The following is a 22,585-nucleotide window of genomic DNA, read 5'->3' on the forward strand; positions in this document are numbered from 1 at the left end:
ACAACATACTCTTAAGATCTCTTAAAATTAATGTGCATAATGGAATATAAAAAGCTGCATTTTTTCCTTCATAATGCAGCTAATTTCAAATTTATTATTGTTTATAATAATCTTTTATAGACTTTACAATAGATTCTGCTATTTTATTCTGATATTCTTCATCTATTAGTTTTTGTTCTTCTACTTGATTAGATAAAAATCCGCATTCAATTAGTATGCCTGGCATTTCATCATTTACCCTCAATACTTTATAGGAATCTAAAGCTGGCTTTTCCTGCCTGCTATTATTGGGGTCCAAATCACTTCTTAAATTCTGTTGAACTATTCTTGCAAGCCTTTGACTATCCTTATTCCTAGAATACCATACTTGTGCCCCATAATATTTTGATTCAGGAAATGCATTCAAATGTATACTAATAAACATGTCACACTTAGAATCTTTCTTCATCTGTACTCTATTATTTAAATCCTCGATTTTCTTTTTTCTTATTCTCCCTTCATCTACATAAAGACCTTTATCCTCCTCCCTAATCATTACTACCTTATATCCTTCTTTTATTAACCTATCTTTGATTTTCAAGCCAATTTTTAAGTTAATATCTTTTTCCATAACACCACTTTTTCCCGAAGCACCACCATCTACTCCTCCATGTCCAGGATCTAAAAGTACTATTTTTTCTTTTCTTTCTTCAGAGTTGAATTTACTTTCTACAGTAGCCATTGAGTATTTCACATTGGCATAAAATACAGAAGTCAAGCCTAAAAATATAACAAAAAATATTAGTATTAATTTTCTGTTACTATACCTCAAATTTATCTCCCCCTAATTAAAGCTTCCTATATATTTTATGTCTATTAGCCGCTATTTAATTAATATATTTAAATAAAAAAAAGAGAGGCAAATTACCTCTCTTTTGATTATCTCTTTGAGAATTGTGGAGCTCTTCTAGCTTTCTTAAGACCGTATTTCTTTCTTTCCTTCATTCTTGGATCTCTTGTTAAGAAACCTGCCTTCTTAAGTTCTGGCCTTAAATTTTCGTCAGCCTTTAAAAGTGCTCTTGAAATTCCATGTCTTATAGCTCCTGCCTGACCAGTGTATCCACCACCATGAACATTTACTAATACATCGAATTTTTCTTTAGTTTCAGTTAATACTAATGGTTGATTAACTATTAATCTTAAAGTTTCTAATCCGAAATAATTTTCTATGTCTCTCTTATTTATTATTACTCTACCTTCTCCAGGTACAAGTCTTACTCTAGCAACAGATTTTTTTCTTCTTCCTGTTCCCAAATATTGAACTTTAGCCATTTTTTCTCCTCCTTCCAATTTCCAATTAATATCTTAATTCTAATACTTCTGGCTTTTGAGCTTCATTATTGTGCTCAGCACCTCTGTATACTTTTAGCTTTTTAAGCATTTGTCTTCCTAATACTCCCTTTGGAAGCATTCTTCTAACAGCTTCACTGAATACAAATTCAGGTTTCTTTTGTATAGCTTCTCTATATGGAGTCTCTTTTAATCCACCTGGATAGAATGAGTGGTGTCTTAACATTTTTTGATCTAACTTCTTACCGGTTAAAACTACCTTCTCAGCATTTATTATTATTACAAAATCTCCAGTATCAACATGTGGTGTAAAAGTAGGTTTATTCTTACCTCTTAATATTGAAGCAACTTGACTTGCTACTCTTCCTAGTGGCTTTCCAGCAGCATCAACAACATACCATTTTCTTTCAACTTCTTGTGTTTTAGCTATGTATGATTTCATCATTTTCCCTCCCTGAATTCTTATACACAAAATACGTTTCTCTATATAAAGATCCGGGGCTAGTGGATCTTCTATACTTTAGATACAAACATATATTATTATAATACAATCTCCCGGGCGTGTCAATAAAATTCCTTATAGTTTCTATTAATTATTAAACATTACCCTTAAGAAATCATTTTTTTATCAATAGGTTCTATTGTACTTATTATTGCTACTACAGTAAGCTTAATCGTATCATAAAGCTTATTGTATGTCTAATTTAAGCGTAAATCGTTAGTAAAATACTTCTTCTAAACATAACCCACTTGCAGGCATTGACTTACCAGCTTTAGCTCTATCTTTAGATTCTATTATACTTTTAATATCTTTAGGATCAAATCTTCCTACACCAACTTCTAAAAGTGTTCCAACCATAATCCTAACCATATTATACAAAAATCCATTACCTACAATAATAAATTTAATAATATTTTCTTTTTCAATTATGCTTACTTCTCTTATTGTCCTCACCGTAGTTTTAACATTACTTCCACTATTCCTAAAAGCTGAGAAATCATGAGTACCTAAAAAAGCCTTGGCTGCTTCCCTCATCTTATCTATATCTAGTTCTCTATGAAAATAACACATATAGTTTCTACCTATAGCAGGTCTGTCATTGCCAGTTATAACAGTATATACATACCTTTTGCCTATGCTATCAAACCTTGCATGAAACTCTTTATTTACTTCCTCTGATTTAATAATGACAATATCATCTGGCAGAAAACTATTTAAGGCTTTTTTAAACTTTTCAGCTGGTATTTTACTTTCAGTAAAAAAATTACAAACAAATCCTTTAGCGTGAACTCCCGAATCGGTTCTACTAGAACCAATAACTTCTGAAAACTGGTTTGTAACATTCTTTATAGCCTCTTCAACTTTCTGTTGAACTGTAAGTATATTATTTTGTCTCTGCCAACCAGCATAATTTGTACCATCATACTCCATAACTAATTTTATATTTCTCATTAAATCCACATCCTGCTCCATACAGAAATAATAACTAAACAAATTATAGACAATGATGCAACAAAGTCTCTATTCGTGAGCTTTAACTGCTTCATTCTTGTTCTTCCCTCTCCACCCTTATAGCATCTAGCTTCCATTGCCATTGCTAGCTCATCTGCTCTTCTAAATGAACTTATAAAAAGTGGCACTAATATAGGAATTAGATTTCTCGCTCTCCTAATAATATTACCTGATTCAAAATCTGCACCTCGAGCCATTTGAGCTTTCATAATTTTATCAGTTTCATCCATTAAGGTTGGAATAAATCTTAATGCTATTGTCATCATCATCGCTAGTTCATGGGCAGGAACTCCTATCCCTTTTAAAGGATTTAAAAGCTTTTCTATTCCATCTGTTAATTCTATTGGAGAAGTTGTTAGAGTCAGCAAAGAGGTCCCTATTATCAAAAATACTAATCTTAAAATCATAAATGCAGCTAAGATTAATCCTTCTTTATATACAGTTATAAATCTCCAATGATACAGTGGTGGATTTTTACCCTCAGTCATAAGTATGTTTAATACTGCGGTTATTAACACTAAAATTAGAATAGGTTTTAGTCCCTTGTATATATATCTAAATTGCACTTTAGAAATAAGTATTGCAATTAAAGTAAATGCCGTTATAAAAACATAACCTTTAAAATTCGAAACTATGAATAAATCAATAATATATATTAAAGATATTAATATTTTAACTCTTGGATCTAACTTATGTATAAATGAATCACCTGGAACATATTGACCTATTGTAATATCTTTAATCATTAATTAGCTCCCCTAACCTTTATTTAGTATTTTAAGTATTTCATTTCTAGCTTGTTCTACAGTAAATATATCTTCGGATATATTTATTCCTTTTTCCCTAAGCTTTTTTATAAGATAAGTTACCTGTGGTACTGCAAGACCGACACTCTCAAGAGTATCTATCTCTCTAAATACCCTAGCTGGTGCTCCATCTAGTATACATTTCCCTTTATGCATAACAAGTATTCTACTAGCAAGTTTAGCTACATCCTCCATGCTATGTGAGACAAGTATTATAGTCATTTTATACTCTTTATGCAAATCTTTTATCTTACCTAAAATATCATCTCTGCCTTTAGGGTCCAATCCTGCCGTAGGTTCATCCAATATTAAAATCTTAGGTTCCATAGCAACAACACCTGCTATGGCAACTCTTCTCTTTTGCCCCCCGCTTAATTCAAAAGGAGACTTGTCTTTATACGTCTCATAATCTAAACCAACCATTTTCATAGCTCGTTTTACTCTATTATTTATTTCATCATCGCTTAATCCTAAATTCTTAGGTCCAAAAGCGATGTCTTTTTCTATCGTCTCTTCAAACAGCTGATACTCAGGATACTGAAACACTAAACCTACTTTTTTTCTTATAAGACTTAAGTTAATCTTTTTTTCAGTTATATCTACCTCATCTACAGTTATTCTGCCAGCATGTGGCTTTAAAAGACCATTAATATGTTGGATAAGCGTAGATTTTCCCGACCCAGTATGACCGATTAAGGCAACAAATTCCCCCTTGTCAATATTAATATTTACATTATCCAGTGCCTTTTTTTCAAAAGGAGAACCTTTCATGTATATATGGGTTAAATTTTCTATTTTAATCGACATAATTCATCCACCATCTCATCTATAGTTAATATATCTTTTTTTATGCCTATTCCATTAATACGCAGCTCATAAGCCAACTCTGTCATCTGAGGAACATCAAGTCCAATTTTTTTCATTTTTTCTACGTTACTAAATATATCTCTTGGAGTACCTTCCATAATAACTTCGCCCTCATCCATAACAATTATTCTATCAGCCTCAGCAGCTTCTTCCATGTAATGTGTTATAAGTACTATGGTCATTTCATACTTATTATTTATTTCCTTAATTGTATTGATGACTTCTTTTCTTCCTGAAGGATCAAGCATAGCAGTTGATTCATCAAATATTATACATTCTGGGCGCATGGCTAATACCCCTGCTATAGCAACTCTTTGTTTTTGTCCTCCTGATAGCAAATGAGGTGCGTGTCTCCTATAATCATTCATATTAACTTTCAATAGACACTCATCCACTCTTTGCTTAATTTCTGACGACTCAACACCTAAATTTTCTGGTCCAAATGCAACATCTTCTTCTACAATAGTTGCAACTATCTGGTTATCAGGATTTTGAAACACCATGCCAGCCTTGTTTCTTATATTCCACGTATTCTTTTCATCTAATGTATCTAGATCGCCTACGTATACTTTTCCTTCAGTTGGAAGTAGCAATGCATTCATATGTTTAGCTATTGTAGACTTTCCTGATCCATTCCTTCCTAGAATTACAAGGAATTCACCTTTTTTTATCTGTAAGTTAACATTAGATAGTGCTAATTTTCCATTATCTTTTTCAATAGAATCATATCTATAAATGACATCAATGCATTGTATCATTTTTTCTTCCATGGAAACACCCCGCAAATTTAATAAAGTAGCAACGGAAAATATACAAATTACTATAGCAAAATGGGGATTAAGTTAGCTTACTTAATCCCCTCCATATTATACTAACTCTAGTATAACTAATTCTGCTCCGTCGCCTCTTCTTGGACCTACTTTAAACATTCTTGTATATCCACCATTTCTTTCAGCATACTTAGGAGCTACATTATCAAATAAATTTCTTACTACTTCCTCTTCAGTTACAAAAGAAAGCACTTGTCTTCTAGCATGAAGATCTCCTCTTTTTGCAAGAGTTATCATTTTCTCAGCTAGGTTTCTTGTTTCCTTTGCTCTAGTTTCTGTTGTTTCAATTTTACCATGCTTTAAGAAACTAGTTACAAGGTTTCTAAGCATTGCTTTTCTTTGGTCAGTTGGACGACCTAATTTACGATATCCTGCCATCTCTATACCTCCTTACCTTGACTCTTGTTTAAGTATAACAATATAATACGATATTTTACTCTTCACTCTGTTTTAATGATAATCCTAATGCCTCAAGTTTTTGTTCAACTTCTTCTAATGATTTCTTACCAAGGTTTCTAACCTTCATCATATCATCCATTGTTCTTTCAGTTAATTCCTGTACTGTATTTATACCAGCTCTCTTCAAACAGTTATAACTTCTAACAGATAAATCAAGTTCCTCAATTGTCATTTCTAGAACTTTTTCTTTCTTATCTTCTTCTTTTTCAACCATGATCTCAACATTGTTTGCATGGTCAGTTAAAGTCATAAATAATTTGAAGTGTTCTATAAGAATTTTTGCTGATAAACTTATAGCTTCATCTGGCATTATTGTACCATTAGTCCATACTTCAAGAGATAATTTATCATAGTCAGTAATCTGACCAACTCTTGTATTTTCTACAACAAAATTAACTCTCTTAATAGGAGTGTATATTGAATCTACAGGAATAGTCCCTATAGGCATATCTTCAGATTTATTCTTTGTCTGAGAAACGTAGCCTCTACCTCTATTAACTAGGATTTCCATATATAGCTTCGCATCATCATCAAGAGTTGCAATATGTAAGTCTTTGTTAATTATTTCTACATCTCCATCAGCTTTTATATCTCCTGCAGTGACTTCACCAGGTCCTTGTGCATCTATAACTATAGTTTTAGGACCGTCACCATTCATCTTTAAAGCCAAACCTTTTATATTTAAAATTAACTCAGCAACATCCTCTTTTACTCCACGAACAGTTGAAAATTCATGAAGTACTCCATCAATTCTTATATGGTTTGCAGCAGCTCCTGGCAAAGAAGAAAGAAGAATTCTTCTTAAAGCATTGCCAAGAGTTATGCCATAACCTCTTTCTAATGGTTCTACGATAAATTTACCATAGGTGCCATCTTCACTAACTTCAACACATTCAATTTTTGGCTTTTCTATTTCTAACATGAATATAACCCTCCTTCTATTTGTATATTAATTTATTTTGAGGGCAACTGATTCTATATTAATTATTTACTATATAACTCTACTATTAATGTTTCGTTAACAGGAATATCTATATCTTCTCTTGAAGGCTCTCTTACTATCTTACCTCCAAAATCTGTTGTGCTTCCCTCTAACCAAGCTGGTATAGTTTTAGGATTTTCAGCGAAAACCTTAAACTTCTCTGATGCTCTACTCTTTTCACGAACTGTTATAACATCACTAGCTGAAACTTGGTATGAAGGAATATCTACCTTTTTACCGTTAACTAAGAAATGTCCGTGATTTACAAGCTGTCTAGATTCACTTCTAGAACCACCGAAGCCTAATCTATAAACTACATTATCAAGTCTTAATTCAAGAAGCATTAATAGGTTCTCACCAGCGATCCCCTTCATTCTTTCAGCTCTCTCATAAGTCTTTCTGAATTGTCCTTCTAATAATCCGTACATCTTCTTAGCTTTTTGTTTTTCTCTTAATTGTAAACCATAGTTAGATAGTTTCTTTCTTCCCTGTCCGTGCTGTCCTGGTGCATAGCCTCTTCTTGAGAATGAACACTTATCTGTAAAACATCTATCCCCTTTAAGGAATAGTTTTAAACCTTCTCTTCTGCATATTCTACATGCTGGTCCAGTATATCTTGCCATATAAATTACACCTCCTATTACTAAACTCTTCTTCTTTTTGGCGGTCTGCATCCATTATGTGGTATTGGAGTAACGTCTTTTATTAAAGTAACTTCTAAGCCAGCAGCTTGAAGTGATCTAATTGCAGCTTCTCTACCTGCTCCTGGTCCTTTAACATAAACTTCAACGCTTTTTAAGCCATGTTCCATAGCTGCTTTTGTTGCAGTTTCAGCTGCCATTTGCGCTGCAAATGGAGTGCTTTTTCTAGAACCTCTGAATCCTAATCCACCCGCACTAGCCCATGATAAAGTATTTCCAACAGCATCAGTTAGTGTTACTATTGAATTGTTGAAAGTCGACTTTATATGTGCACAACCGTGCTCAACATTTTTTCTCTCTTTTTTTCTTCTTGTCTTTTTAGCCTTTGATCCAGCTGCCATCATTTTCCCTCCTTATACGATTATTTCTTCTTCTTACCTGCTATAGTTCTCTTTGGACCTTTTCTTGTTCTAGCATTAGTCTTAGTCTTTTGGCCTCTTACTGGAAGTCCTCTTCTGTGTCTTATTCCTCTATAACAGCCAATTTCTATTAATCTCTTTATGTTTAAAGCGATTTCTCTTCTTAAATCACCCTCAACTTTAATATTCTTAATATAATCTCTTAGTGAATTAACTTCTTCTTCACTTAAGTCTCTAACTCTTGTATCTGGATTAACTCCTGTCTCTTTCAGGATTTTATGAGAAGTTGGTAATCCTATGCCATATATATAAGTTAGACCTATTTCTACTCTTTTTTCTTTTGGTAGGTCAACACCTGCTATTCTTGCCATTAAATTTACACCTCCTGAATATCTAATTGTTAGGATTAAATATTTGGTTTTAATTTATATAAAGTTTTAGGTCAATAGAACCCTATCTATTCCATTACAGCCGCGTCCTAAAACATTATTAACTTAAACTAAACAATAATTCTATAATTACTTAAGTTTTAGCCTTGTTTTTGCTTGTGTTTAGGATTTTCACAGATAACCATTACTCTTCCTTTTCTTTTGATTATTTTGCACTTTTCACAAATAGGCTTAACTGATGGTCTTACTTTCATAGCTAACCCTCCTTATTACTTTGCTCTCCAGGTAATTCTTCCACGACTTAAGTCATATGGAGAAAGTTCTATTGTAACTTTATCACCTGGTAGAATCCTTATAAAGTTCATTCTTAATTTGCCTGATATGTGTGCTAATATTTTATGTCCGCTTTCCAATTCTACTTCAAACATTGCATTAGGTAATGCTTCAAGAACAGTACCCTGCATTTCTATAACGTCATCTTTTGACATAAGGTAATCAAACCTCCTTATTATTGTCGTAAGACTGCAAAATTTTTCTTATTGCTTCATTAGTAATTTCTCTATCTGATATTAATAAGTTTTTTATTTCCTCAGCCGTACAATCAGTAAATCCCAAGTGCTTCATCTTTTTCTTCTTGGGTTTATCTATAGTTCTAAGTATACCATCAACAATGTATACATAAGTATCATTCAATATCTCAAGTATTATAAAAAACTTACCTTTATCTCTACCTGCTTTTGAATAAACTACTCTTCCTATATAGTTATCACTGTCCAACAATATATTCACCTCTGTTAAACTAAGGTTAGTATTTCAGGACCATCATCTAAGATAGCTACAGTATTTTCATAGTGAGCTGATAAACTTCTATCTTCAGTAACAACTGTCCAGTTATTAGATTCTACTCTTACATGATAATTACCCATATTAACCATAGGCTCTATGGCTAGAACCATGCCCTTGATTAATTTTGGTCCCCTATTTGGTCGCCCAAAATTCGGTACCTCAGGATCTTCGTGCATATCTTTGCCTATGCCATGACCAACATAATCTCGAACAAGAGAATAACCAAAACTTTCAGCATACTTTTGAATTTCAGCAGATATATCAGTTAATTTATTACCTATAAAAGCTTTTTTAATACCTCTAAAAAAACTTTCTTTGGTTACTTGAATCAACTGTTCAGCATCTTTAGAAATCTTTCCTACAGGAAAGGTTCTTGCTGCATCTCCATGATAACCATTTAACATAGCACCACAATCAACACTTATTATATCGCCTTCTTGTAAAACAACATTCTTAGATGGAATTCCGTGAACTACCTCTGTGTTAACGGAAGCGCATATTGAAGCTGGAAACCCATAATAACCTTTAAAAGACGGCTTAGCTCCTTGTTTCGTAATATACTCTTCTGCAATTATGTCCAGTTCTGCAGTCGTTATTCCAGGTCTTATTACCTCTTCTAGCTTTAACAGGGTATTACCAACAATTTTTCCAGCCTGCCTCATAAATTCAATTTCTTGATCATTTTTAATTATTATCATACTTAAAGTGCTCCCAAGATATTACAAATACTTTCAAAAACTTTGTTAATATCTCCAGTTCCATTAACTTTGGAAAGCTTATTTTGACTATTGAAGTATTCAATAAGCGGTTGTGTTTGCTTATCATATACATCTAATCTATCTTTAACTGTAGCTTCAGTATCATCTTTTCTTTGGATTAAGCTGTTACCACAAAGATCACATTTACCTTCTGCTTTAGAAGGATTAAACTTAAGATGATAGCTGGCACCACAAACGGAACAAACTCTTCTTCCTGTCATTCTTTCTAATATAAAATCCTTAGGGACATCTATTAGAAGTGCAGTATCAATGTTTTGTCCGCTATGATTTAAAAATGAATCTAAGGCTTCAGCCTGTTTAGCTGTTCTTGGAAAGCCATCTAATAAAAAGCCGTTTCTACAATCATCCATGCCTAGTCTGTCTTCAACTATTCGTATAGTAACGTCATCAGGCACTAGCTGACCGTTATCTATATATGCTTTTGCCTCAACACCGAGAGGAGTCTTCTCTGAAATATTCTTTCTGAAAATATCTCCAGTAGATATATGAGGAATAGAATACTTTTCACTAATTAATTTAGCCTGTGTTCCTTTTCCAGCTCCTGGAGGACCTAGTAAAATTATTTTCACTTGCATCATCTCCAAATATCTTTATTACTTTAAGAATCCTTGATAATGACGCATTACTAATTGTGATTCTATTTGCCTTAAAGTATCAAGAGCAGCACCCACGATAATTAGTAAACCCGTACCACCAAAATATATTCCTTTAAAGTTTGTATAAGACTCTACTACTATAGGGGCTATAGCAATTATTCCAGCAAAGGCACCACCAAGAACTGATATCCTGCCTAGAACCTTTTCTATGTAATTTGCTGTTGCTTCCCCAGGTCTTATTCCTGGTATAAATCCTGAAGATTTATGCATGTTTTCAGCCATTTCTTCTGGCTTAAACGTAACTTCAGTATAAAACCAAGTAAAGAATATTGTTAGAATAAAGTATGTTAATGCGTACAGCCAACTACTTTCTCTAAATAAGCTAAATTTGCTCATAGTTATAAATTTATAAAATGCAGAATCCGGCCAAAACTGACCTATAGTCATTGGAAATTGCATAACAGATATTGCGAATATTATACCAATAACGGCAGCTCCATTAACATTAATAGGAATATGAGTTGATTGGCCCTTATACACCCTTCCTCCAGATGTCTTTCCTGCATATTGTACCGGAATTCTTCTTTCGGCTAAACTCATAACTACAACCGCTATAAATAATGCAACTACAGCAATACCAAATATTATAACTTCAACAAAATTAACTGTTTCTGCCTTTTGAAGTCCTGCAACTTGATATATAGTGGTAGGAAACCTTGAAATGATATTTATAAATATCAAGAGAGAAATACCATTTCCTATTCCCTTTTCAGTAATTTTATCACCAAACCACATCAGGAAAGTCGAAGCTGTTGTTAATGTAAGTATTATTAAAAATACATTAAGCTTATTTGACGGATCCTGAAGTGCATTAGCCCTGGTAATAATTGCATATGTGCTCAATGCTTGAATTACTCCTAAAGGTACTGCAGCATATCTAGTATACTGTTGTATCTTTTTTCTTCCATCTTCTCCTTCTTTAGAAAGTTGTTCTAAACGAGGAACTGCTATTGTCAACAATTGCATTATAATAGAAGAGTTTATAAACGGAACAACTCCCATTGCAAATATACTAAATCTACTAAATGCACCACCAGAAATCAAATCATAAAAACCAAACAGAGATCCACTTTTAGTCAAATCTGCAAGTTTAGTTGTGTCAATTCCAGGAACAGGAATGAAGTTTCCCATCCTGAAAATTGCTACCATGAATAGTGTAAATAATAGTCTTTTTCTAAGTTCAGGAACCTTCCAGGCATTGCGTAAAGTTGATAGCACCTATATCACCTCAACTTTTCCTCCTGCTGCTTCTATTTTCTCAGCAGCAGCTTTTGTGAATTTTGCTGCTCTAACTGTTAGCTTCTTCTGTAATTCACCATTTCCTAATACTTTTACTCCGTTTTTAGCCTTTTTAACTATTCCCTTTTCAAGTAATAACTCAGGTGTAATTTCAGTGCCATCTTCGAATATATTTAATCTATCGATATTTATTTCAGCATACTCTTTTGCAAATATATTTGTGAAACCTCTCTTTGGAAGTCTTCTGTATAATGGCATCTGACCTCCTTCGAATCCAGGTCTTACTCCGCCACCACTTCTAGCCTTCTGTCCTTTTTCACCCTTACCAGCATTTCTTCCTAATCCTGATCCAGTACCTCTACCTACTCTCTTAGGAGATTTTCTTGAACCAGCAGCTGGTTTTAATTCATGAAGCTTCATTCTATCTACACCTCCTCTATATTATGCTTCTTCTACGCATAGAAGATAGCTAACTTTATTTATCATACCTTTGATTTGAGGAGTATCCTCATGTTCTACAGTCTTGCCAATTTTCTTTAATCCAAGTGCATTGACAGTAGCAATATGATCATCTCTTCTTCCTATTAAACTCTTTTTAAGAGTTATTTTAAGTTTAGCCAAGGTCATTCCCTCCTTAACCTAAAATCTCTTCAACGGATTTACCTCTAAGTTTAGCTATATGTTCAGCTGTTCTTAGTCTTGATAAACCGTTTAGTGTAGCGTTAACCATGTTTCTTGGATTATTAGATCCTAATGACTTAGCTCTAACATCCTTAAGTCCAGCAAGCTCAAGTACCGCTCTAGCAGGACCACCTGCAATAACTCCTGTACCTTCTGCTGCTGTCATTATAAGTACTCTACCAGTACCAAATTCACCAGATATGTTGTGTGGTACTGTTGTACCAACTATAGGAACCTCGATTAAGTTCTTCTTAGCATCTTCTATTGCTTTTCTGATTGCTTCAGGTATTTCGATAGACTTTCCAGTTCCTACGCCTACGTGTCCGTTTTCGTCACCAACAACAACAAGCGCACTGAATCTAAAGTTTCTACCACCTTTAACAACCTTAGCAACTCTATTTATAAATACAACTTTTTCTTTAAGATTTAAATTGCTAGGATCGATTCTCATTTATTTCCCTCCTTCTCTAGAACTGCAAGCCAGCCTCTCTTGCTCCTTCTGCAAGATTCTGTACTCTACCATGATATACATATCCACCTCTATCAAAAACTACTTCAGTAATTCCTTTTTCAAGAGCTCTCTTAGCTACCATTTCTCCTACAACCTTAGCTGCTTCTTTATTGCTTCCAACACCGTTGAAATCTTTATCTAGAGTTGAAGCAGAAACTAAAGTGGTTCCATTTATATCATCTATGATTTGTGCATATATGTTTTTTTCACTTCTATAAACCGCAAGTCTTGGTCTTTCAGTTGTTCCAAAAACCTTTTTACGAACTCTTAAATGACGTCTTACTCTTGATTTCTTTCTGTCGTCCTTATTAAACATAAAGCTCACTCCTTTCTATTACTTCTTACCAGTTTTACCTTCCTTACGTCTTATAACTTCGTTATCGTATTTAATTCCTTTTCCTTTGTAAGGCTCAGGCTTTCTCCAAGTTCTTATATCTGCCGCAACAGCACCAACTAACTCTTTATCGATACCTCTAACAATAACTTTAGTAGCAGCAGGTGTTTCGAATGTTACGCCTTCAACTTGTTCTATCTCAACTGGATGTGAATATCCAAGATTCATAACTAACTTTTTACCTTGTAATTGAGCTCTGTATCCAACACCAACTAATTCAAGTGTCTTTACAAATCCTTCAGTTACTCCAATAACCATGTTATTTATTAATGCTCTTGTTAATCCGTGAAGAGCTCTTTTTTCTTTTTCATCATTGTCTCTTGTAACTATTATAGCGTTATTTTCAACAGCTATATTAATCTTCTTGCTCATAGCTTTAACAAGTTGGCCTTTAGGTCCCTTTACTGTAACAACGTTGTCTGGTGTTACAGTAACAGTTACGCCACTTGGTATAGCTATAGGAAGCTTTCCTATTCTTGACATGATTATACCTCCTGTATTCTCATAAGTCTGCAACAAATACTGTTTGTTGAGACTTCTGTATTCTCTATTACCAAATGTAGCAAAGAACTTCTCCGCCTAAGCCAAGCTTTCTTGCTTCTCTATCTGTAACAATTCCCTTTGAAGTTGAAACAACTGCAACTCCAAGTCCGTTAAGAACCTTAGGAATTTCTTCTTTTCTACAATAAACTCTTAATCCTGGCTTTGATATTCTCTTAAGTCCAGTTATAACTCTTTCTTTATTTTGACCATACTTCATTTGAAGTCTTATCATGTTAACGGAACCATCAGTGTATTCCTCTACATTCTTTATATATCCTTCTTGAAGCATTATATCTAAAACAGCCTTCTTTATAGTTGAAGAAGGTACTTCCACTATTTCATGTCTAACTATGTTTGCGTTTCTTATACGAGTAAGTAAATCTGCTATAGGATCAGTCATTACCATTTATTGTGCCTCCTTTCATCAATAACTAAGTTACCAACTTGCTTTTCTACATCCAGGTATTTCACCTTTATAAGCAAGTTCTCTAAAACAAATACGGCATATACCAAACTTTCTTAATACAGCATGTGGTCTTCCACAAATTCTGCATCTTGTGTAAGCTCTAGTTGAATACTTAGGTTCTTTCTTCCACTTTTCTATTAAAGCTTTACGTGCCACGTTTTTCCCTCCTTATTTTTGAGCAAAAGGCATTCCAAGGAATCTTAATAATTCTCTTGATTCTTCGTCAGTCTTAGCAGTCGTAACGAAGATAATATCCATACCTCTTACTTTATCTATTTTATCATACTCTATTTCAGGGAACATTAACTGTTCTTTAATTCCTAATGAATAGTTTCCTCTTCCATCAAATGCCTTATCAGAAACTCCTGAAAAGTCTCTAACTCTTGGTAGTGCAACACTAATTAATTTATCAGCAAACTCATACATTTTTTGCTTTCTTAATGTAACTTTGCAACCTATTGGCATGTTTTCTCTGATTTTAAAGTTAGCTATAGATTTTTTAGCTCTCGTAAGGATTGGCTTCTGACCAGAAATGATTGTTAAATCACTTACTGCCGATTCTAAAACCTTAGGATTATCTTTAGCTTCTCCAACACCCATGTTTATAACTATTTTTTCGAGTTTTGGAACTTCCATTATATTTTTATATCCGAATTTATTCATTAACGCCGGAACAACTTCTTTTTCATACTTTTCTTGTAATCTTAAGCTCATTTTTAGCCCTCCTTTCAAAGATTAGAATGTTTCTCCGCACTTCTTACAAACTCTTACTTTTGAACCATCATCTAATATTTTATGGCTTATTCTAGTCACTGATTTACAACTGTTACAATATAACATTACTTTTGAACTGTATATTGCAGCTTCTTTTTGAATTATTCCACCTTGCATGTTTTCTCTGTTTGGTTTTTGATGTTTTGTAACTATATTTATACCCTTAACAAGTATCTTTCCAGTTTTAGGCATTACAGCTAATATTTCACCTATTTTACCTTTATCTTTCCCAGATATAACCATAACAGTGTCTTTTGTTCTAACATGTATCTTATTTGTTGCCATTGTAGCCACCTCCTTATCTTATAGAACTTCAGGTGCTAATGATAATATTTTTGTAAAATCTTTATCTCTTAGCTCTCTTGCAACTGGTCCAAAGATACGAGTTCCTTTTGGCTGTTTATCATCTTTAACTATAACAGCAGCATTCTCATCAAATCTTATGTATGAACCATCCGCTCTTCTTAATCCTTTAACTGATCTTACGACAACCGCTTTAACGACGTCTCCTTTTTTAACAACACCGCCTGGTGTTGCACTTTTAACGCTAGCAACTATTATATCTCCAATGTTTCCCCATTTTCTCTTGGAACCACCTAATACTCTTATACACATAATTTCCTTAGCACCGGAATTATCTGCAACTTTCAACAATGTTTGTTGCTGAATCATTGAAAATACCCTCCTTTCAGCTTTATAGACTATTTAGCCTTTTCTACTATTTCTACAAGTCTCCATCTTTTATCCTTTGATAATGGTCTTGTTTCCATTATTAAAACTCTATCATTAATTTTAGCTTCATTATTTTCATCATGAGCCTTAAACTTTGTAGTTCTGTTGATTGTCTTTCCATATAAAGGATGACGAACTTTTGTTTCTACCGCAACTACTATAGTTTTTTCCATCTTGTCAGAAACAACTCTTCCGATTTTTGTCTTTCTATTTCCTCTTTCCACAGGACAAACCTCCTTTCAGCCTACTGCTCAAACGCCCTTAGTTCTTCTTCTCTAAGGATGGTTTTAATTTGGGCTATAGATTTTTTTACTTCTTTTATTCTCATTGGGTTTTCTAATTGACCTGTAGCTAACTGAAATCTTAAGTTGAATAATTCACCTTTAAGATCATCAAGTTTTGCAAGCAAATCTTGAGGGCCATTTTCTCTTAATTCTTTTAATTCTTTAGCCTTCATTTATTTCACCACCCACTTCTTCAAAGTCTCTTCTAGTTACAAATTTAGTCTTTACTGGTAGCTTGTGAGCTGCAAGTCTCATAGCTTCTCTAGCTACTTCTTCACTAACACCTGATAACTCGAATAATACTCTACCTGGTTTGATAACTGATACCCAATATTCTGGTGATCCTTTACCTGAACCCATACGAGTTTCAGCTGGTTTTTCTGTAACTGGCTTATCTGGGAAAATCTTTATCCAAAGTTTTCCTCCTCTTTTGATATATCTATTAATAGCTATTCTGGCAGACTCGATTTGGTTACTAGTTATCCATCCACATTCAGTAGCCTGTATAGCATAATCTCCATATGCTATAAAATTACCTCTTGTAGCTTTACCTCTCATTCTGCCACGTTGTACCTTACGATGTTTAACTCTTTTAGGCATTAACATGTCATATTCCTCCTTCCTTATGCGTTAGCTTCTTCCTTACTTACAGCAACTTTCTTAGTAGGAAGTACTTCGCCTCTATATACCCAAACCTTTACTCCTATTTTTCCATAAGTTGTATCAGCTTCTGCAAATCCATAATCTATATCAGCTCTTAGTGTTTGTAGTGGAATTGTTCCTTCATGATATGATTCAGCTCTTGCTATTTCAGCACCACCAAGTCTTCCTGAACATGCAGTTTTAATTCCCTTAACACCAGTTTTCATTGCTCTTTGAATTGTTTGCTTCATAGCTCTTCTAAATGAAATTCTCTTTTCAAGTTGTTGTGCTATGCTTTCTGCCATAAGTTGAGCATCTGATTCAGCTGATTTTACTTCAACTATATTTATTAAAATATTTTTGTCTCCAACCATTTTCTTGATTTCAGCTTTTAAAGCATCAATTCCTTGACCGCCTTTACCTATTATCATACCAGGCTTAGCAGTATGGATATTTAACTTTATTCTCTTAGCTGCTCTTTCAATTTGAATTCTTGAAACTCCAGCTGCTGCAGTTTTTTGCTTAACGAATTTTCTAACTTTGTTGTCTTCAATTAGGTTATCTGCAAAAGTTTTGCTGTCCGCATACCATTTAGCATCCCAATCTTTAATTACGCCAACTCTTAAGCCATGTGGATGTACTTTCTGTCCCATCTGTTTCCCTCCTTTTAAGCTCTTTCTTTAACTACTAGAGTTATGTGGCTAGTTCTTTTCTTTATTCTAAACGCTCTACCTTGAGCATGTGGTCTAAATCTCTTTAATGTTGGTCCTGCACCTACATATGCTTCCGCAACATATAAACTATTTCTATCTAAATTTAAGTTGTTCTCTGCATTTGCAACAGCTGACTTTAATACCTTATTAATTACTTCTGCTGCATCCTTTGGAGTGTATTGTAATATAGCAAAAGCTTCGTTTACATTTTTGCCTCTCACTAAGTCAAGAACAATTCCTATTTTCATTGAGGACATTCTTACATATTTAGCTATAGCTTTAGCTTCCATTGTATGTTACCTCCTTTCCTATCTTCTCACGCCTGATGATTTTTCGTTTTTAGCAACGTGTCCCTTGTATGTTCTAGTTAGAACGAATTCCCCTAACTTATGTCCTACCATATCTTCTGATATGTATACAGGAACGTGCTTTCTTCCATCATGCACTGCAATTGTGTGACCTATCATTTGTGGGAATATAGTTGAACTTCTTGACCAAGTCTTTACAACTTTCTTTTCCCCTGCTTTATTCATTTCGTTGATTTTCTTTAAAAGTCCTTCATGTATAAAAGGTCCTTTTTTAACTGATCTGCTCACTAAATTGGCCTCCCTTCATAAAATCTGATTAATAGTTAGTGAAGAGAATGTGATATTCTCTTCCTACTATTTATCATTTCTTCTCTTAATAATAAATCTATCTGAATACTTCTTATGTTTTCTAGTTTTGTATCCAAGTGCTGGTTTACCCCAAGGAGTCATTGGACTTGCGTGTCCTATAGGTGATTTACCTTCTCCACCACCGTGTGGGTGATCATTAGGGTTCATTACAGATCCTCTAACTGTTGGTCTAACGCCCATATGTCTCTTTCTACCAGCCTTACCTATGTTGATAATTTCGTGAGTTAAATTTGATACTGTTCCTATAGTAGCTCTACACTCTATTCTCACATATCTCATTTCACCACTTGGAAGTCTCAAAGTAGCGTAGTCGCCTTCTTTAGCCATAAGCTGAGCCGAAGCTCCAGCTGATCTTACAAGCTGACCACCTTTTCCTACTGCTAATTCAATATTATGAACTACTGTACCAACAGGTATGTTCTTCATAGGAAGACAGTTACCAACCTTTATATCAGCATCTGATCCTGAGAAAATAACATCTCCTACTTTTAATCCAACAGGAGCTATTATATATCTTTTTTCACCATCAGCATAAACTACAAGAGCTATATAAGCTGATCTATTTGGATCATATTCTATTGTAGATACCTTTGCTGGTATTCCATCTTTATTTCTTTTAAAATCTATTAATCTATATTTTTGTTTTGCACCGCCACCAATATGACGAACTGTTATTTTACCGTTTGCATTTCTACCACCAGTTCTCTTTTTTGCAACAAGAAGAGATTTCTCAGGTACACTTGTAGTTATTTCTTCAAAAGTACTCATAGTCATTTCTCTTCTTGAAGGAGTGGTAGGTTTAAAACCTTTAACTGCCATCTCGGTATTCCCTCCTTCTTATAGCTTATCTGGTATTTAACCAATAAACGCTTTATTTATAATTACATGCCTTCAAAGAATTCAATAGCCTTACTATCAGCTGCAAGTTTAATTATTGCTTTTTTATAGTCAGGTCTTTTTCCAACATGTACTCCAACCCTCTTAGTCTTACCTAAAAATCTAGCAGTTTTAACATCTTCTACTTTTACGCCGAAAACTTCTTCTACCGCTCTTTTTATCATTGACTTATTAGCATGAATATCAACTATAAGGGTGTATTTTTTATCATTCATAGAAGCCATGCTTTTTTCAGTTATAACAGGTCTTCTTATGATATCATAATTAGTTAGCTTCATTATGCATACACCTCCTCAATTTTTGACACAGCATTCCTAGTAATTATAACCTTATCATATTTTAATAAATCATATACATTTATATTGTTAGCTGGTATTACAGCTACACCTTCTATGTTTCTTGCTGATTTATATACATTTTCGTTTGATTCAGATGTAATTATTAGGGTTTTCTTAGCATCAAATGCATTTAACATTTTAACAACTTCTTTTGTTTTTGGAGCATCTAATTCAAGACTCTCTAAAATTATCATTTCGTTATCTTTAACTTTGCTTGTAAGAGCAGATTTCATAGCCACTCTTCTCATTGACTTTGGAACAGAAGTTCTGTAACTTCTTGGTTTTACTGCAAAAACCATACCACCATGAATCCATTGTGGCGCTCTTATTGAACCCTGTCTTGCTCTACCAGTTCCTTTTTGTCTCCAAGGCTTTATTCCACCTCCAGAAACTTCAGCTCTAGTTTTAGCTGACTGAGTTCCTTGTCTTTTGTTTGCAAGTAAAGCAACAACTACTTGATGTAAAGCATCTTCGTTAACTTCAACTCCGAACACGTTATCTGATAGTTGAATATCTCCAACTTTTTGTCCTTCTTTATTAAACATTCCTACTGTAGGCATTCTGCATCCTCCTTTCTACTAAAACTTAAGCCTTAACTGTATTTCTTATTACTACAAAGCTCTTGTTTGGTCCTGGTACTCCACCTTTTATTAATATAATGTTTTTCTCAGGCATAACCTTAGCAACTTGTAAATTCAATACTGTTGTATTTACATGCCCCATGTGTCCAGGTAACTTCTTGTTTTTAAATGTTCTTGATGGGCTTGATGATGCTCCCATAGAACCTACTGCTCTATGGAACTTTGATCCGTGTGACATTGGACCTCTGTGAGCATTCCATCTCTTTATAGTGCCTTGGAATCCCTTACCCTTTGACACTCCAGACACATCAATTCTTTCTCCAGCTGCAAACAAATCAGCCTTTATTTCGTTTCCTACTTCGTAGGAACTTATATCTTCTAATCTAAACTCTTTTATAAACCTTTTTAAAGAAGCACCAGCTTTAGCAAAATGCCCTTTCATTGGCTTATTTACAAGCTTTTCTCTTATATCAGCAAATCCTACCTGTATAGCATTGTAACCATCTTTTTCTGTAGTTTTCTTTTGAGTAACCACACATGGACCTGCTTCAATTACTGTTACAGGGATTATCTTACCATTCTCATCGAATATTTGAGTCATACCAAGTTTTCTGCCTAGTATAGCTTTTTTCATTATCTGCACCTCCTCAACATATTAGCGGATCGAACCAGCGATCATAATAGTCAGTAATAGTCTATCTATTACAATTATAATTTTATTTCAATATCAACGCCTGCTGGTAAATCAAGTCTCATTAAGGCATCAACAGTTTTTGGTGATGGACTTAATATATCTATTAATCTTTTGTGAGTTCTTATTTCAAACTGCTCTCTTGAATCCTTATATTTGTGTGGAGCTCTTAATATTGTTATAATATCCTTTTCTGTAGGTAGAGGTACTGGACCTGCTACTTTTGCTCCAGTTGATTTTGCAGTTTCAACAATTTTTTCAGCTGATTGATCTAATATATTGTGATCAAAAGCCTTTAGTCTGATTCTAATTTTTTGTTTTGCCATTGCTATTTCCCTCCTTTTCATGCACGCTTTGCTTCTTACGTACAACAGCGGATGTGTTATGTAAACTGTTCCGGGCGTTGCATATGTTTTTTTAAAACACCCTAATATACAGAACCACCGTCGCTCGGTTCAAGACCTAGCATACTCAGCTAAGAATTACCCGGAAGTCCGGCAACCTCTTGCCTCATCGCTGTTATCATTTTACAACTTCTTTATTATACACTATCTTTTTATTTTTGACAAGCATAAATTTTAATCTAAATAATTTTATAAAAAAGGAAAGAGCGTCCTCTTTCCTTTTTTTATTTTAAAGGCCTTTAAAATTTACATTAAGTTATTTAAGCTAAAATTGATTACTTTTCTATAGTACTAACAACTCCTGAACCAACAGTTCTTCCGCCTTCTCTTATAGCGAATCTTAATCCTTCATCCATTGCTACTGGAGTGATTAATTCAACTTTCATGTCGATGTGGTCTCCAGGCATAACCATTTCCATTCCTTCTGGTAATTTGATTGATCCTGTAACGTCTGTTGTTCTGAAATAGAATTGTGGTCTGTATCCATCGAAGAATGGAGTATGTCTTCCGCCTTCTTCTTTCTTTAATACGTAAACCTGACCTACAAACTTGCTGTGTGGTTGAACTGAACCAGGTTTTGCTAATACTTGACCTCTTTCGATATCAGTTCTTTGAACACCTCTTAATAATGCTCCTATGTTATCTCCTGCCATCGCTTGATCAAGAAGCTTTCTAAACATTTCAACTCCTGTACATACTGACTTACCTTTTTCTTCTTTTAATCCAACGATTTCTACTTCGTCTCCAACTTTTAGTATTCCACTTTCAACTCTTCCTGTTGCAACTGTTCCTCTTCCTGTGATTGTGAATACATCTTCTACTGGCATTAAGAATGCTTTGTCTGTAGCTCTTTCTGGTGTTGGTATATGGCTATCTACTGCATCCATTAAGTCTAGTATTGGCTTTATTGCTTCTTCATCTGTTGGATTTTCTAATGCTTTTAATGCTGATCCAGCTACGATTGGAGTATCATCTCCTGGGAAGTCATACTCGTTAAGTAATTCTCTAACTTCCATTTCAACTAATTCTAACAACTCTGGATCATCTACCATATCTGCTTTGTTTAAGAATACTACTATATATTGTACTCCAACTCTTGATGCTAGTAGTATGTGCTCTCTTGTTTGTGGCATTGGACCATCTGCTGCACTTACAACTAAGATAGCTCCATCCATCTGTGCTGCTCCTGTTATCATGTTCTTAACATAGTCAGCGTGTCCTGGACAATCAACGTGTGCATAGTGTCTTGTTTCTGTTTGATATTCAACGTGTGCTGTGTTGATTGTGATTCCTCTTTCTCTTTCTTCTGGTGCTTTGTCTATTGATGCATAATCAAATGCTTCTGCAAATCCTTTTTTTGATAATACTGTTGTTATTGCTGCTGTTAATGTTGTCTTACCGTGGTCTACGTGTCCTATTGTTCCTATGTTTACGTGTGGTTTTGTTCTTTCAAATTTTGCTTTTGACATTTTTTGTTCCTCCTTAAAATAAACTAATCTATT

The 22,585-nt window shown here is 34.1% G+C and carries 40 protein-coding genes; all 40 read right to left on the bottom strand.

Annotation, left to right across the window (positions count from 1 at the left end):
• Window positions 1-94 precede the first annotated feature (94 nt).
• The 40 genes from cwlD to tuf all read right to left on the bottom strand — a co-directional run bounded on the left by cwlD (window position 95) and on the right by tuf (window position 22,552).
• The gene (gene cwlD / locus AC0N0V_RS22485) at window positions 95-811 is read right to left on the bottom strand and encodes an N-acetylmuramoyl-L-alanine amidase CwlD (protein WP_474461137.1); all 717 of its coding nucleotides are present in this window, start codon (window positions 809-811) and stop codon (window positions 95-97) included.
• 107 nt (window positions 812-918) lie between these two features.
• Window positions 919-1,311 carry a 30S ribosomal protein S9 gene (gene rpsI / locus AC0N0V_RS22490; RefSeq protein ID WP_474461138.1) on the bottom strand — a complete coding sequence of 131 codons (393 nt, stop codon included), beginning with the start codon at window positions 1,309-1,311 and terminating at the stop codon, window positions 919-921.
• A 25-nt stretch (window positions 1,312-1,336) separates the two neighbouring features.
• Window positions 1,337-1,771, bottom strand: a complete 435-nt coding sequence (gene rplM / locus AC0N0V_RS22495; protein ID WP_474461140.1) for a 50S ribosomal protein L13 — start codon at window positions 1,769-1,771, stop codon at window positions 1,337-1,339.
• A 276-nt stretch (window positions 1,772-2,047) separates the two neighbouring features.
• A complete protein-coding gene (truA, locus tag AC0N0V_RS22500) occupies window positions 2,048-2,782 on the bottom strand; it encodes a tRNA pseudouridine(38-40) synthase TruA (RefSeq protein ID WP_474461142.1) in 735 nt (244 codons plus the stop codon).
• Entirely contained in the window at window positions 2,782-3,588 is an 807-nt protein-coding gene (locus AC0N0V_RS22505) for an energy-coupling factor transporter transmembrane component T family protein (RefSeq protein WP_474461143.1), read from the bottom strand. Before AC0N0V_RS22505 ends, truA begins: the two co-directional genes overlap by 1 nt.
• 12 nt (window positions 3,589-3,600) lie before the next feature.
• The gene (locus AC0N0V_RS22510) at window positions 3,601-4,455 is read right to left on the bottom strand and encodes an energy-coupling factor transporter ATPase (RefSeq protein ID WP_474461145.1); all 855 of its coding nucleotides are present in this window, start codon (window positions 4,453-4,455) and stop codon (window positions 3,601-3,603) included.
• Window positions 4,440-5,285 carry an energy-coupling factor transporter ATPase gene (locus AC0N0V_RS22515; RefSeq protein WP_474461146.1) on the bottom strand — a complete coding sequence of 282 codons (846 nt, stop codon included), beginning with the start codon at window positions 5,283-5,285 and terminating at the stop codon, window positions 4,440-4,442. The genes AC0N0V_RS22510 and AC0N0V_RS22515 overlap by 16 nt, the downstream gene beginning before the upstream one ends.
• A gap of 96 nt (window positions 5,286-5,381) precedes the next feature.
• Window positions 5,382-5,723 (bottom strand): 50S ribosomal protein L17, encoded by a 342-nt coding sequence (gene rplQ / locus AC0N0V_RS22520; protein WP_474461148.1) that lies wholly within the window; start codon window positions 5,721-5,723, stop codon window positions 5,382-5,384.
• A 55-nt stretch (window positions 5,724-5,778) separates the two neighbouring features.
• Window positions 5,779-6,726 carry a DNA-directed RNA polymerase subunit alpha gene (locus tag AC0N0V_RS22525; protein ID WP_474461149.1) on the bottom strand — a complete coding sequence of 316 codons (948 nt, stop codon included), beginning with the start codon at window positions 6,724-6,726 and terminating at the stop codon, window positions 5,779-5,781.
• Window positions 6,727-6,788: 62 nt separating this feature from the next.
• A complete protein-coding gene (rpsD, locus tag AC0N0V_RS22530; RefSeq protein WP_474461151.1) occupies window positions 6,789-7,409 on the bottom strand; it encodes a 30S ribosomal protein S4 in 621 nt (206 codons plus the stop codon).
• Window positions 7,410-7,429: 20 nt separating this feature from the next.
• Window positions 7,430-7,828: a 30S ribosomal protein S11 gene (rpsK, locus tag AC0N0V_RS22535; RefSeq protein ID WP_474461153.1), complete on the bottom strand. Its 399-nt coding sequence runs from the start codon at window positions 7,826-7,828 to the stop codon at window positions 7,430-7,432.
• Window positions 7,829-7,848: 20 nt separating this feature from the next.
• The gene (gene rpsM / locus AC0N0V_RS22540; RefSeq protein WP_474461155.1) at window positions 7,849-8,217 is read right to left on the bottom strand and encodes a 30S ribosomal protein S13; all 369 of its coding nucleotides are present in this window, start codon (window positions 8,215-8,217) and stop codon (window positions 7,849-7,851) included.
• A 158-nt stretch (window positions 8,218-8,375) separates the two neighbouring features.
• Window positions 8,376-8,489 (bottom strand): 50S ribosomal protein L36, encoded by a 114-nt coding sequence (gene rpmJ, locus AC0N0V_RS22545; RefSeq protein WP_025434559.1) that lies wholly within the window; start codon window positions 8,487-8,489, stop codon window positions 8,376-8,378.
• Between the two features lie 15 nt (window positions 8,490-8,504).
• Window positions 8,505-8,723 (bottom strand): translation initiation factor IF-1, encoded by a 219-nt coding sequence (gene infA, locus AC0N0V_RS22550; RefSeq protein WP_474461157.1) that lies wholly within the window; start codon window positions 8,721-8,723, stop codon window positions 8,505-8,507.
• A 7-nt stretch (window positions 8,724-8,730) separates the two neighbouring features.
• Window positions 8,731-9,024, bottom strand: a complete 294-nt coding sequence (locus AC0N0V_RS22555) for an RNA-binding protein (RefSeq protein WP_474461158.1) — start codon at window positions 9,022-9,024, stop codon at window positions 8,731-8,733.
• Between the two features lie 5 nt (window positions 9,025-9,029).
• Window positions 9,030-9,779: a type I methionyl aminopeptidase gene (gene map / locus AC0N0V_RS22560; protein ID WP_474461159.1), complete on the bottom strand. Its 750-nt coding sequence runs from the start codon at window positions 9,777-9,779 to the stop codon at window positions 9,030-9,032.
• A 2-nt stretch (window positions 9,780-9,781) separates the two neighbouring features.
• Window positions 9,782-10,429: an adenylate kinase gene (locus AC0N0V_RS22565; RefSeq protein WP_474461160.1), complete on the bottom strand. Its 648-nt coding sequence runs from the start codon at window positions 10,427-10,429 to the stop codon at window positions 9,782-9,784.
• Window positions 10,430-10,453: 24 nt separating this feature from the next.
• A complete protein-coding gene (gene secY / locus AC0N0V_RS22570) occupies window positions 10,454-11,734 on the bottom strand; it encodes a preprotein translocase subunit SecY (RefSeq protein WP_474461161.1) in 1,281 nt (426 codons plus the stop codon).
• A complete protein-coding gene (rplO, locus tag AC0N0V_RS22575; RefSeq protein WP_474461162.1) occupies window positions 11,735-12,175 on the bottom strand; it encodes a 50S ribosomal protein L15 in 441 nt (146 codons plus the stop codon).
• Window positions 12,176-12,196: 21 nt separating this feature from the next.
• Window positions 12,197-12,376: a 50S ribosomal protein L30 gene (gene rpmD / locus AC0N0V_RS22580; RefSeq protein ID WP_474461163.1), complete on the bottom strand. Its 180-nt coding sequence runs from the start codon at window positions 12,374-12,376 to the stop codon at window positions 12,197-12,199.
• A 13-nt stretch (window positions 12,377-12,389) separates the two neighbouring features.
• On the bottom strand, window positions 12,390-12,887 hold the full coding sequence (rpsE, locus tag AC0N0V_RS22585; protein ID WP_474461164.1) for a 30S ribosomal protein S5: 498 nt from the start codon (window positions 12,885-12,887) through the stop codon (window positions 12,390-12,392).
• Between the two features lie 16 nt (window positions 12,888-12,903).
• A complete protein-coding gene (rplR, locus tag AC0N0V_RS22590) occupies window positions 12,904-13,263 on the bottom strand; it encodes a 50S ribosomal protein L18 (RefSeq protein ID WP_474461165.1) in 360 nt (119 codons plus the stop codon).
• A gap of 18 nt (window positions 13,264-13,281) precedes the next feature.
• Window positions 13,282-13,824: a 50S ribosomal protein L6 gene (gene rplF / locus AC0N0V_RS22595; RefSeq protein ID WP_474461167.1), complete on the bottom strand. Its 543-nt coding sequence runs from the start codon at window positions 13,822-13,824 to the stop codon at window positions 13,282-13,284.
• 67 nt (window positions 13,825-13,891) lie between these two features.
• On the bottom strand, window positions 13,892-14,290 hold the full coding sequence (rpsH, locus tag AC0N0V_RS22600; protein ID WP_474461168.1) for a 30S ribosomal protein S8: 399 nt from the start codon (window positions 14,288-14,290) through the stop codon (window positions 13,892-13,894).
• 30 nt (window positions 14,291-14,320) lie between these two features.
• Window positions 14,321-14,506, bottom strand: a complete 186-nt coding sequence (locus AC0N0V_RS22605; protein WP_474461169.1) for a type Z 30S ribosomal protein S14 — start codon at window positions 14,504-14,506, stop codon at window positions 14,321-14,323.
• Window positions 14,507-14,518: 12 nt separating this feature from the next.
• Window positions 14,519-15,064, bottom strand: coding sequence for a 50S ribosomal protein L5 (gene rplE / locus AC0N0V_RS22610; protein ID WP_474461170.1), 546 nt, complete (start codon window positions 15,062-15,064; stop codon window positions 14,519-14,521).
• Between the two features lie 21 nt (window positions 15,065-15,085).
• Complete coding sequence (gene rplX, locus AC0N0V_RS22615) at window positions 15,086-15,409, bottom strand: 50S ribosomal protein L24 (RefSeq protein WP_474461171.1); 324 nt, start codon at window positions 15,407-15,409, stop codon at window positions 15,086-15,088.
• Window positions 15,410-15,427: 18 nt separating this feature from the next.
• Window positions 15,428-15,796 (bottom strand): 50S ribosomal protein L14, encoded by a 369-nt coding sequence (gene rplN, locus AC0N0V_RS22620; protein WP_474461172.1) that lies wholly within the window; start codon window positions 15,794-15,796, stop codon window positions 15,428-15,430.
• A 29-nt stretch (window positions 15,797-15,825) separates the two neighbouring features.
• Entirely contained in the window at window positions 15,826-16,080 is a 255-nt protein-coding gene (rpsQ, locus tag AC0N0V_RS22625; protein WP_474461173.1) for a 30S ribosomal protein S17, read from the bottom strand.
• A 20-nt stretch (window positions 16,081-16,100) separates the two neighbouring features.
• Complete coding sequence (rpmC, locus tag AC0N0V_RS22630) at window positions 16,101-16,313, bottom strand: 50S ribosomal protein L29 (protein WP_474461174.1); 213 nt, start codon at window positions 16,311-16,313, stop codon at window positions 16,101-16,103.
• Window positions 16,303-16,746, bottom strand: coding sequence for a 50S ribosomal protein L16 (rplP, locus tag AC0N0V_RS22635; RefSeq protein ID WP_474461175.1), 444 nt, complete (start codon window positions 16,744-16,746; stop codon window positions 16,303-16,305). The genes rpmC and rplP overlap by 11 nt, the downstream gene beginning before the upstream one ends.
• 17 nt (window positions 16,747-16,763) lie before the next feature.
• The gene (gene rpsC / locus AC0N0V_RS22640; RefSeq protein ID WP_474461176.1) at window positions 16,764-17,435 is read right to left on the bottom strand and encodes a 30S ribosomal protein S3; all 672 of its coding nucleotides are present in this window, start codon (window positions 17,433-17,435) and stop codon (window positions 16,764-16,766) included.
• A 14-nt stretch (window positions 17,436-17,449) separates the two neighbouring features.
• Window positions 17,450-17,785: a 50S ribosomal protein L22 gene (rplV, locus tag AC0N0V_RS22645; protein ID WP_474461177.1), complete on the bottom strand. Its 336-nt coding sequence runs from the start codon at window positions 17,783-17,785 to the stop codon at window positions 17,450-17,452.
• Window positions 17,786-17,803: 18 nt separating this feature from the next.
• Complete coding sequence (gene rpsS, locus AC0N0V_RS22650) at window positions 17,804-18,091, bottom strand: 30S ribosomal protein S19 (RefSeq protein WP_474461179.1); 288 nt, start codon at window positions 18,089-18,091, stop codon at window positions 17,804-17,806.
• A 66-nt stretch (window positions 18,092-18,157) separates the two neighbouring features.
• Window positions 18,158-18,991: a 50S ribosomal protein L2 gene (gene rplB / locus AC0N0V_RS22655; protein WP_474461181.1), complete on the bottom strand. Its 834-nt coding sequence runs from the start codon at window positions 18,989-18,991 to the stop codon at window positions 18,158-18,160.
• A gap of 62 nt (window positions 18,992-19,053) precedes the next feature.
• A complete protein-coding gene (gene rplW / locus AC0N0V_RS22660) occupies window positions 19,054-19,347 on the bottom strand; it encodes a 50S ribosomal protein L23 (RefSeq protein WP_474461182.1) in 294 nt (97 codons plus the stop codon).
• Complete coding sequence (gene rplD / locus AC0N0V_RS22665) at window positions 19,347-19,967, bottom strand: 50S ribosomal protein L4 (protein WP_474461183.1); 621 nt, start codon at window positions 19,965-19,967, stop codon at window positions 19,347-19,349. The genes rplW and rplD overlap by 1 nt, the downstream gene beginning before the upstream one ends.
• A gap of 25 nt (window positions 19,968-19,992) precedes the next feature.
• Entirely contained in the window at window positions 19,993-20,622 is a 630-nt protein-coding gene (rplC, locus tag AC0N0V_RS22670) for a 50S ribosomal protein L3 (RefSeq protein ID WP_474461184.1), read from the bottom strand.
• A 74-nt stretch (window positions 20,623-20,696) separates the two neighbouring features.
• Window positions 20,697-21,005, bottom strand: a complete 309-nt coding sequence (gene rpsJ, locus AC0N0V_RS22675) for a 30S ribosomal protein S10 (RefSeq protein WP_250815505.1) — start codon at window positions 21,003-21,005, stop codon at window positions 20,697-20,699.
• 353 nt (window positions 21,006-21,358) lie between these two features.
• Complete coding sequence (gene tuf, locus AC0N0V_RS22680) at window positions 21,359-22,552, bottom strand: elongation factor Tu (protein WP_474461185.1); 1,194 nt, start codon at window positions 22,550-22,552, stop codon at window positions 21,359-21,361.
• Window positions 22,553-22,585 lie beyond the last annotated feature (33 nt).

Source organism: Clostridium sp. CS1-1, from assembly GCF_056135525.1.

Excerpts from the sequence above, each read along its gene's own strand:
- rpsI (WP_474461138.1), bottom strand. The coding sequence starts at position 1,311 with ATGGCTAAAGTTCAATATTTGGGAACAGGAAGAAGAAAAAAATCTGTT.
- rplM (WP_474461140.1), bottom strand. The coding sequence starts at position 1,771 with ATGAAATCATACATAGCTAAAACACAAGAAGTTGAAAGAAAATGGTAT.
- truA (WP_474461142.1), bottom strand. The coding sequence starts at position 2,782 with ATGAGAAATATAAAATTAGTTATGGAGTATGATGGTACAAATTATGCT.
- AC0N0V_RS22505 (WP_474461143.1), bottom strand. The coding sequence starts at position 3,588 with ATGATTAAAGATATTACAATAGGTCAATATGTTCCAGGTGATTCATTT.
- AC0N0V_RS22510 (WP_474461145.1), bottom strand. The coding sequence starts at position 4,455 with ATGTCGATTAAAATAGAAAATTTAACCCATATATACATGAAAGGTTCT.
- AC0N0V_RS22515 (WP_474461146.1), bottom strand. The coding sequence starts at position 5,285 with ATGGAAGAAAAAATGATACAATGCATTGATGTCATTTATAGATATGAT.
- rplQ (WP_474461148.1), bottom strand. The coding sequence starts at position 5,723 with ATGGCAGGATATCGTAAATTAGGTCGTCCAACTGACCAAAGAAAAGCA.
- AC0N0V_RS22525 (WP_474461149.1), bottom strand. The coding sequence starts at position 6,726 with ATGTTAGAAATAGAAAAGCCAAAAATTGAATGTGTTGAAGTTAGTGAA.
- rpsD (WP_474461151.1), bottom strand. The coding sequence starts at position 7,409 with ATGGCAAGATATACTGGACCAGCATGTAGAATATGCAGAAGAGAAGGT.
- rpsK (WP_474461153.1), bottom strand. The coding sequence starts at position 7,828 with ATGGCAGCTGGATCAAAGGCTAAAAAGACAAGAAGAAAAAAAGAGAGA.
- rpsM (WP_474461155.1), bottom strand. The coding sequence starts at position 8,217 with ATGGCAAGAATAGCAGGTGTTGACCTACCAAAAGAAAAAAGAGTAGAA.
- rpmJ (WP_025434559.1), bottom strand. The coding sequence starts at position 8,489 with ATGAAAGTAAGACCATCAGTTAAGCCTATTTGTGAAAAGTGCAAAATA.
- infA (WP_474461157.1), bottom strand. The coding sequence starts at position 8,723 with ATGTCAAAAGATGACGTTATAGAAATGCAGGGTACTGTTCTTGAAGCA.
- map (WP_474461159.1), bottom strand. The coding sequence starts at position 9,779 with ATGATAATAATTAAAAATGATCAAGAAATTGAATTTATGAGGCAGGCT.
- rplO (WP_474461162.1), bottom strand. The coding sequence starts at position 12,175 with ATGAAGCTTCATGAATTAAAACCAGCTGCTGGTTCAAGAAAATCTCCT.
- rpsE (WP_474461164.1), bottom strand. The coding sequence starts at position 12,887 with ATGAGAATCGATCCTAGCAATTTAAATCTTAAAGAAAAAGTTGTATTT.
- rplR (WP_474461165.1), bottom strand. The coding sequence starts at position 13,263 with ATGTTTAATAAGGACGACAGAAAGAAATCAAGAGTAAGACGTCATTTA.
- rplF (WP_474461167.1), bottom strand. The coding sequence starts at position 13,824 with ATGTCAAGAATAGGAAAGCTTCCTATAGCTATACCAAGTGGCGTAACT.
- rpsH (WP_474461168.1), bottom strand. The coding sequence starts at position 14,290 with ATGGTAATGACTGATCCTATAGCAGATTTACTTACTCGTATAAGAAAC.
- rplE (WP_474461170.1), bottom strand. The coding sequence starts at position 15,064 with ATGAGCTTAAGATTACAAGAAAAGTATGAAAAAGAAGTTGTTCCGGCG.
- rplX (WP_474461171.1), bottom strand. The coding sequence starts at position 15,409 with ATGGCAACAAATAAGATACATGTTAGAACAAAAGACACTGTTATGGTT.
- rplN (WP_474461172.1), bottom strand. The coding sequence starts at position 15,796 with ATGATTCAGCAACAAACATTGTTGAAAGTTGCAGATAATTCCGGTGCT.
- rpmC (WP_474461174.1), bottom strand. The coding sequence starts at position 16,313 with ATGAAGGCTAAAGAATTAAAAGAATTAAGAGAAAATGGCCCTCAAGAT.
- rplP (WP_474461175.1), bottom strand. The coding sequence starts at position 16,746 with ATGTTAATGCCTAAAAGAGTTAAACATCGTAAGGTACAACGTGGCAGA.
- rpsC (WP_474461176.1), bottom strand. The coding sequence starts at position 17,435 with ATGGGACAGAAAGTACATCCACATGGCTTAAGAGTTGGCGTAATTAAA.
- rplV (WP_474461177.1), bottom strand. The coding sequence starts at position 17,785 with ATGGAAGCTAAAGCTATAGCTAAATATGTAAGAATGTCCTCAATGAAA.
- rplB (WP_474461181.1), bottom strand. The coding sequence starts at position 18,991 with ATGGCAGTTAAAGGTTTTAAACCTACCACTCCTTCAAGAAGAGAAATG.
- rplW (WP_474461182.1), bottom strand. The coding sequence starts at position 19,347 with ATGAAGCTAACTAATTATGATATCATAAGAAGACCTGTTATAACTGAA.
- rplD (WP_474461183.1), bottom strand. The coding sequence starts at position 19,967 with ATGCCTACAGTAGGAATGTTTAATAAAGAAGGACAAAAAGTTGGAGAT.
- rplC (WP_474461184.1), bottom strand. The coding sequence starts at position 20,622 with ATGAAAAAAGCTATACTAGGCAGAAAACTTGGTATGACTCAAATATTC.
- rpsJ (WP_250815505.1), bottom strand. The coding sequence starts at position 21,005 with ATGGCAAAACAAAAAATTAGAATCAGACTAAAGGCTTTTGATCACAAT.
- tuf (WP_474461185.1), bottom strand. The coding sequence starts at position 22,552 with ATGTCAAAAGCAAAATTTGAAAGAACAAAACCACACGTAAACATAGGA.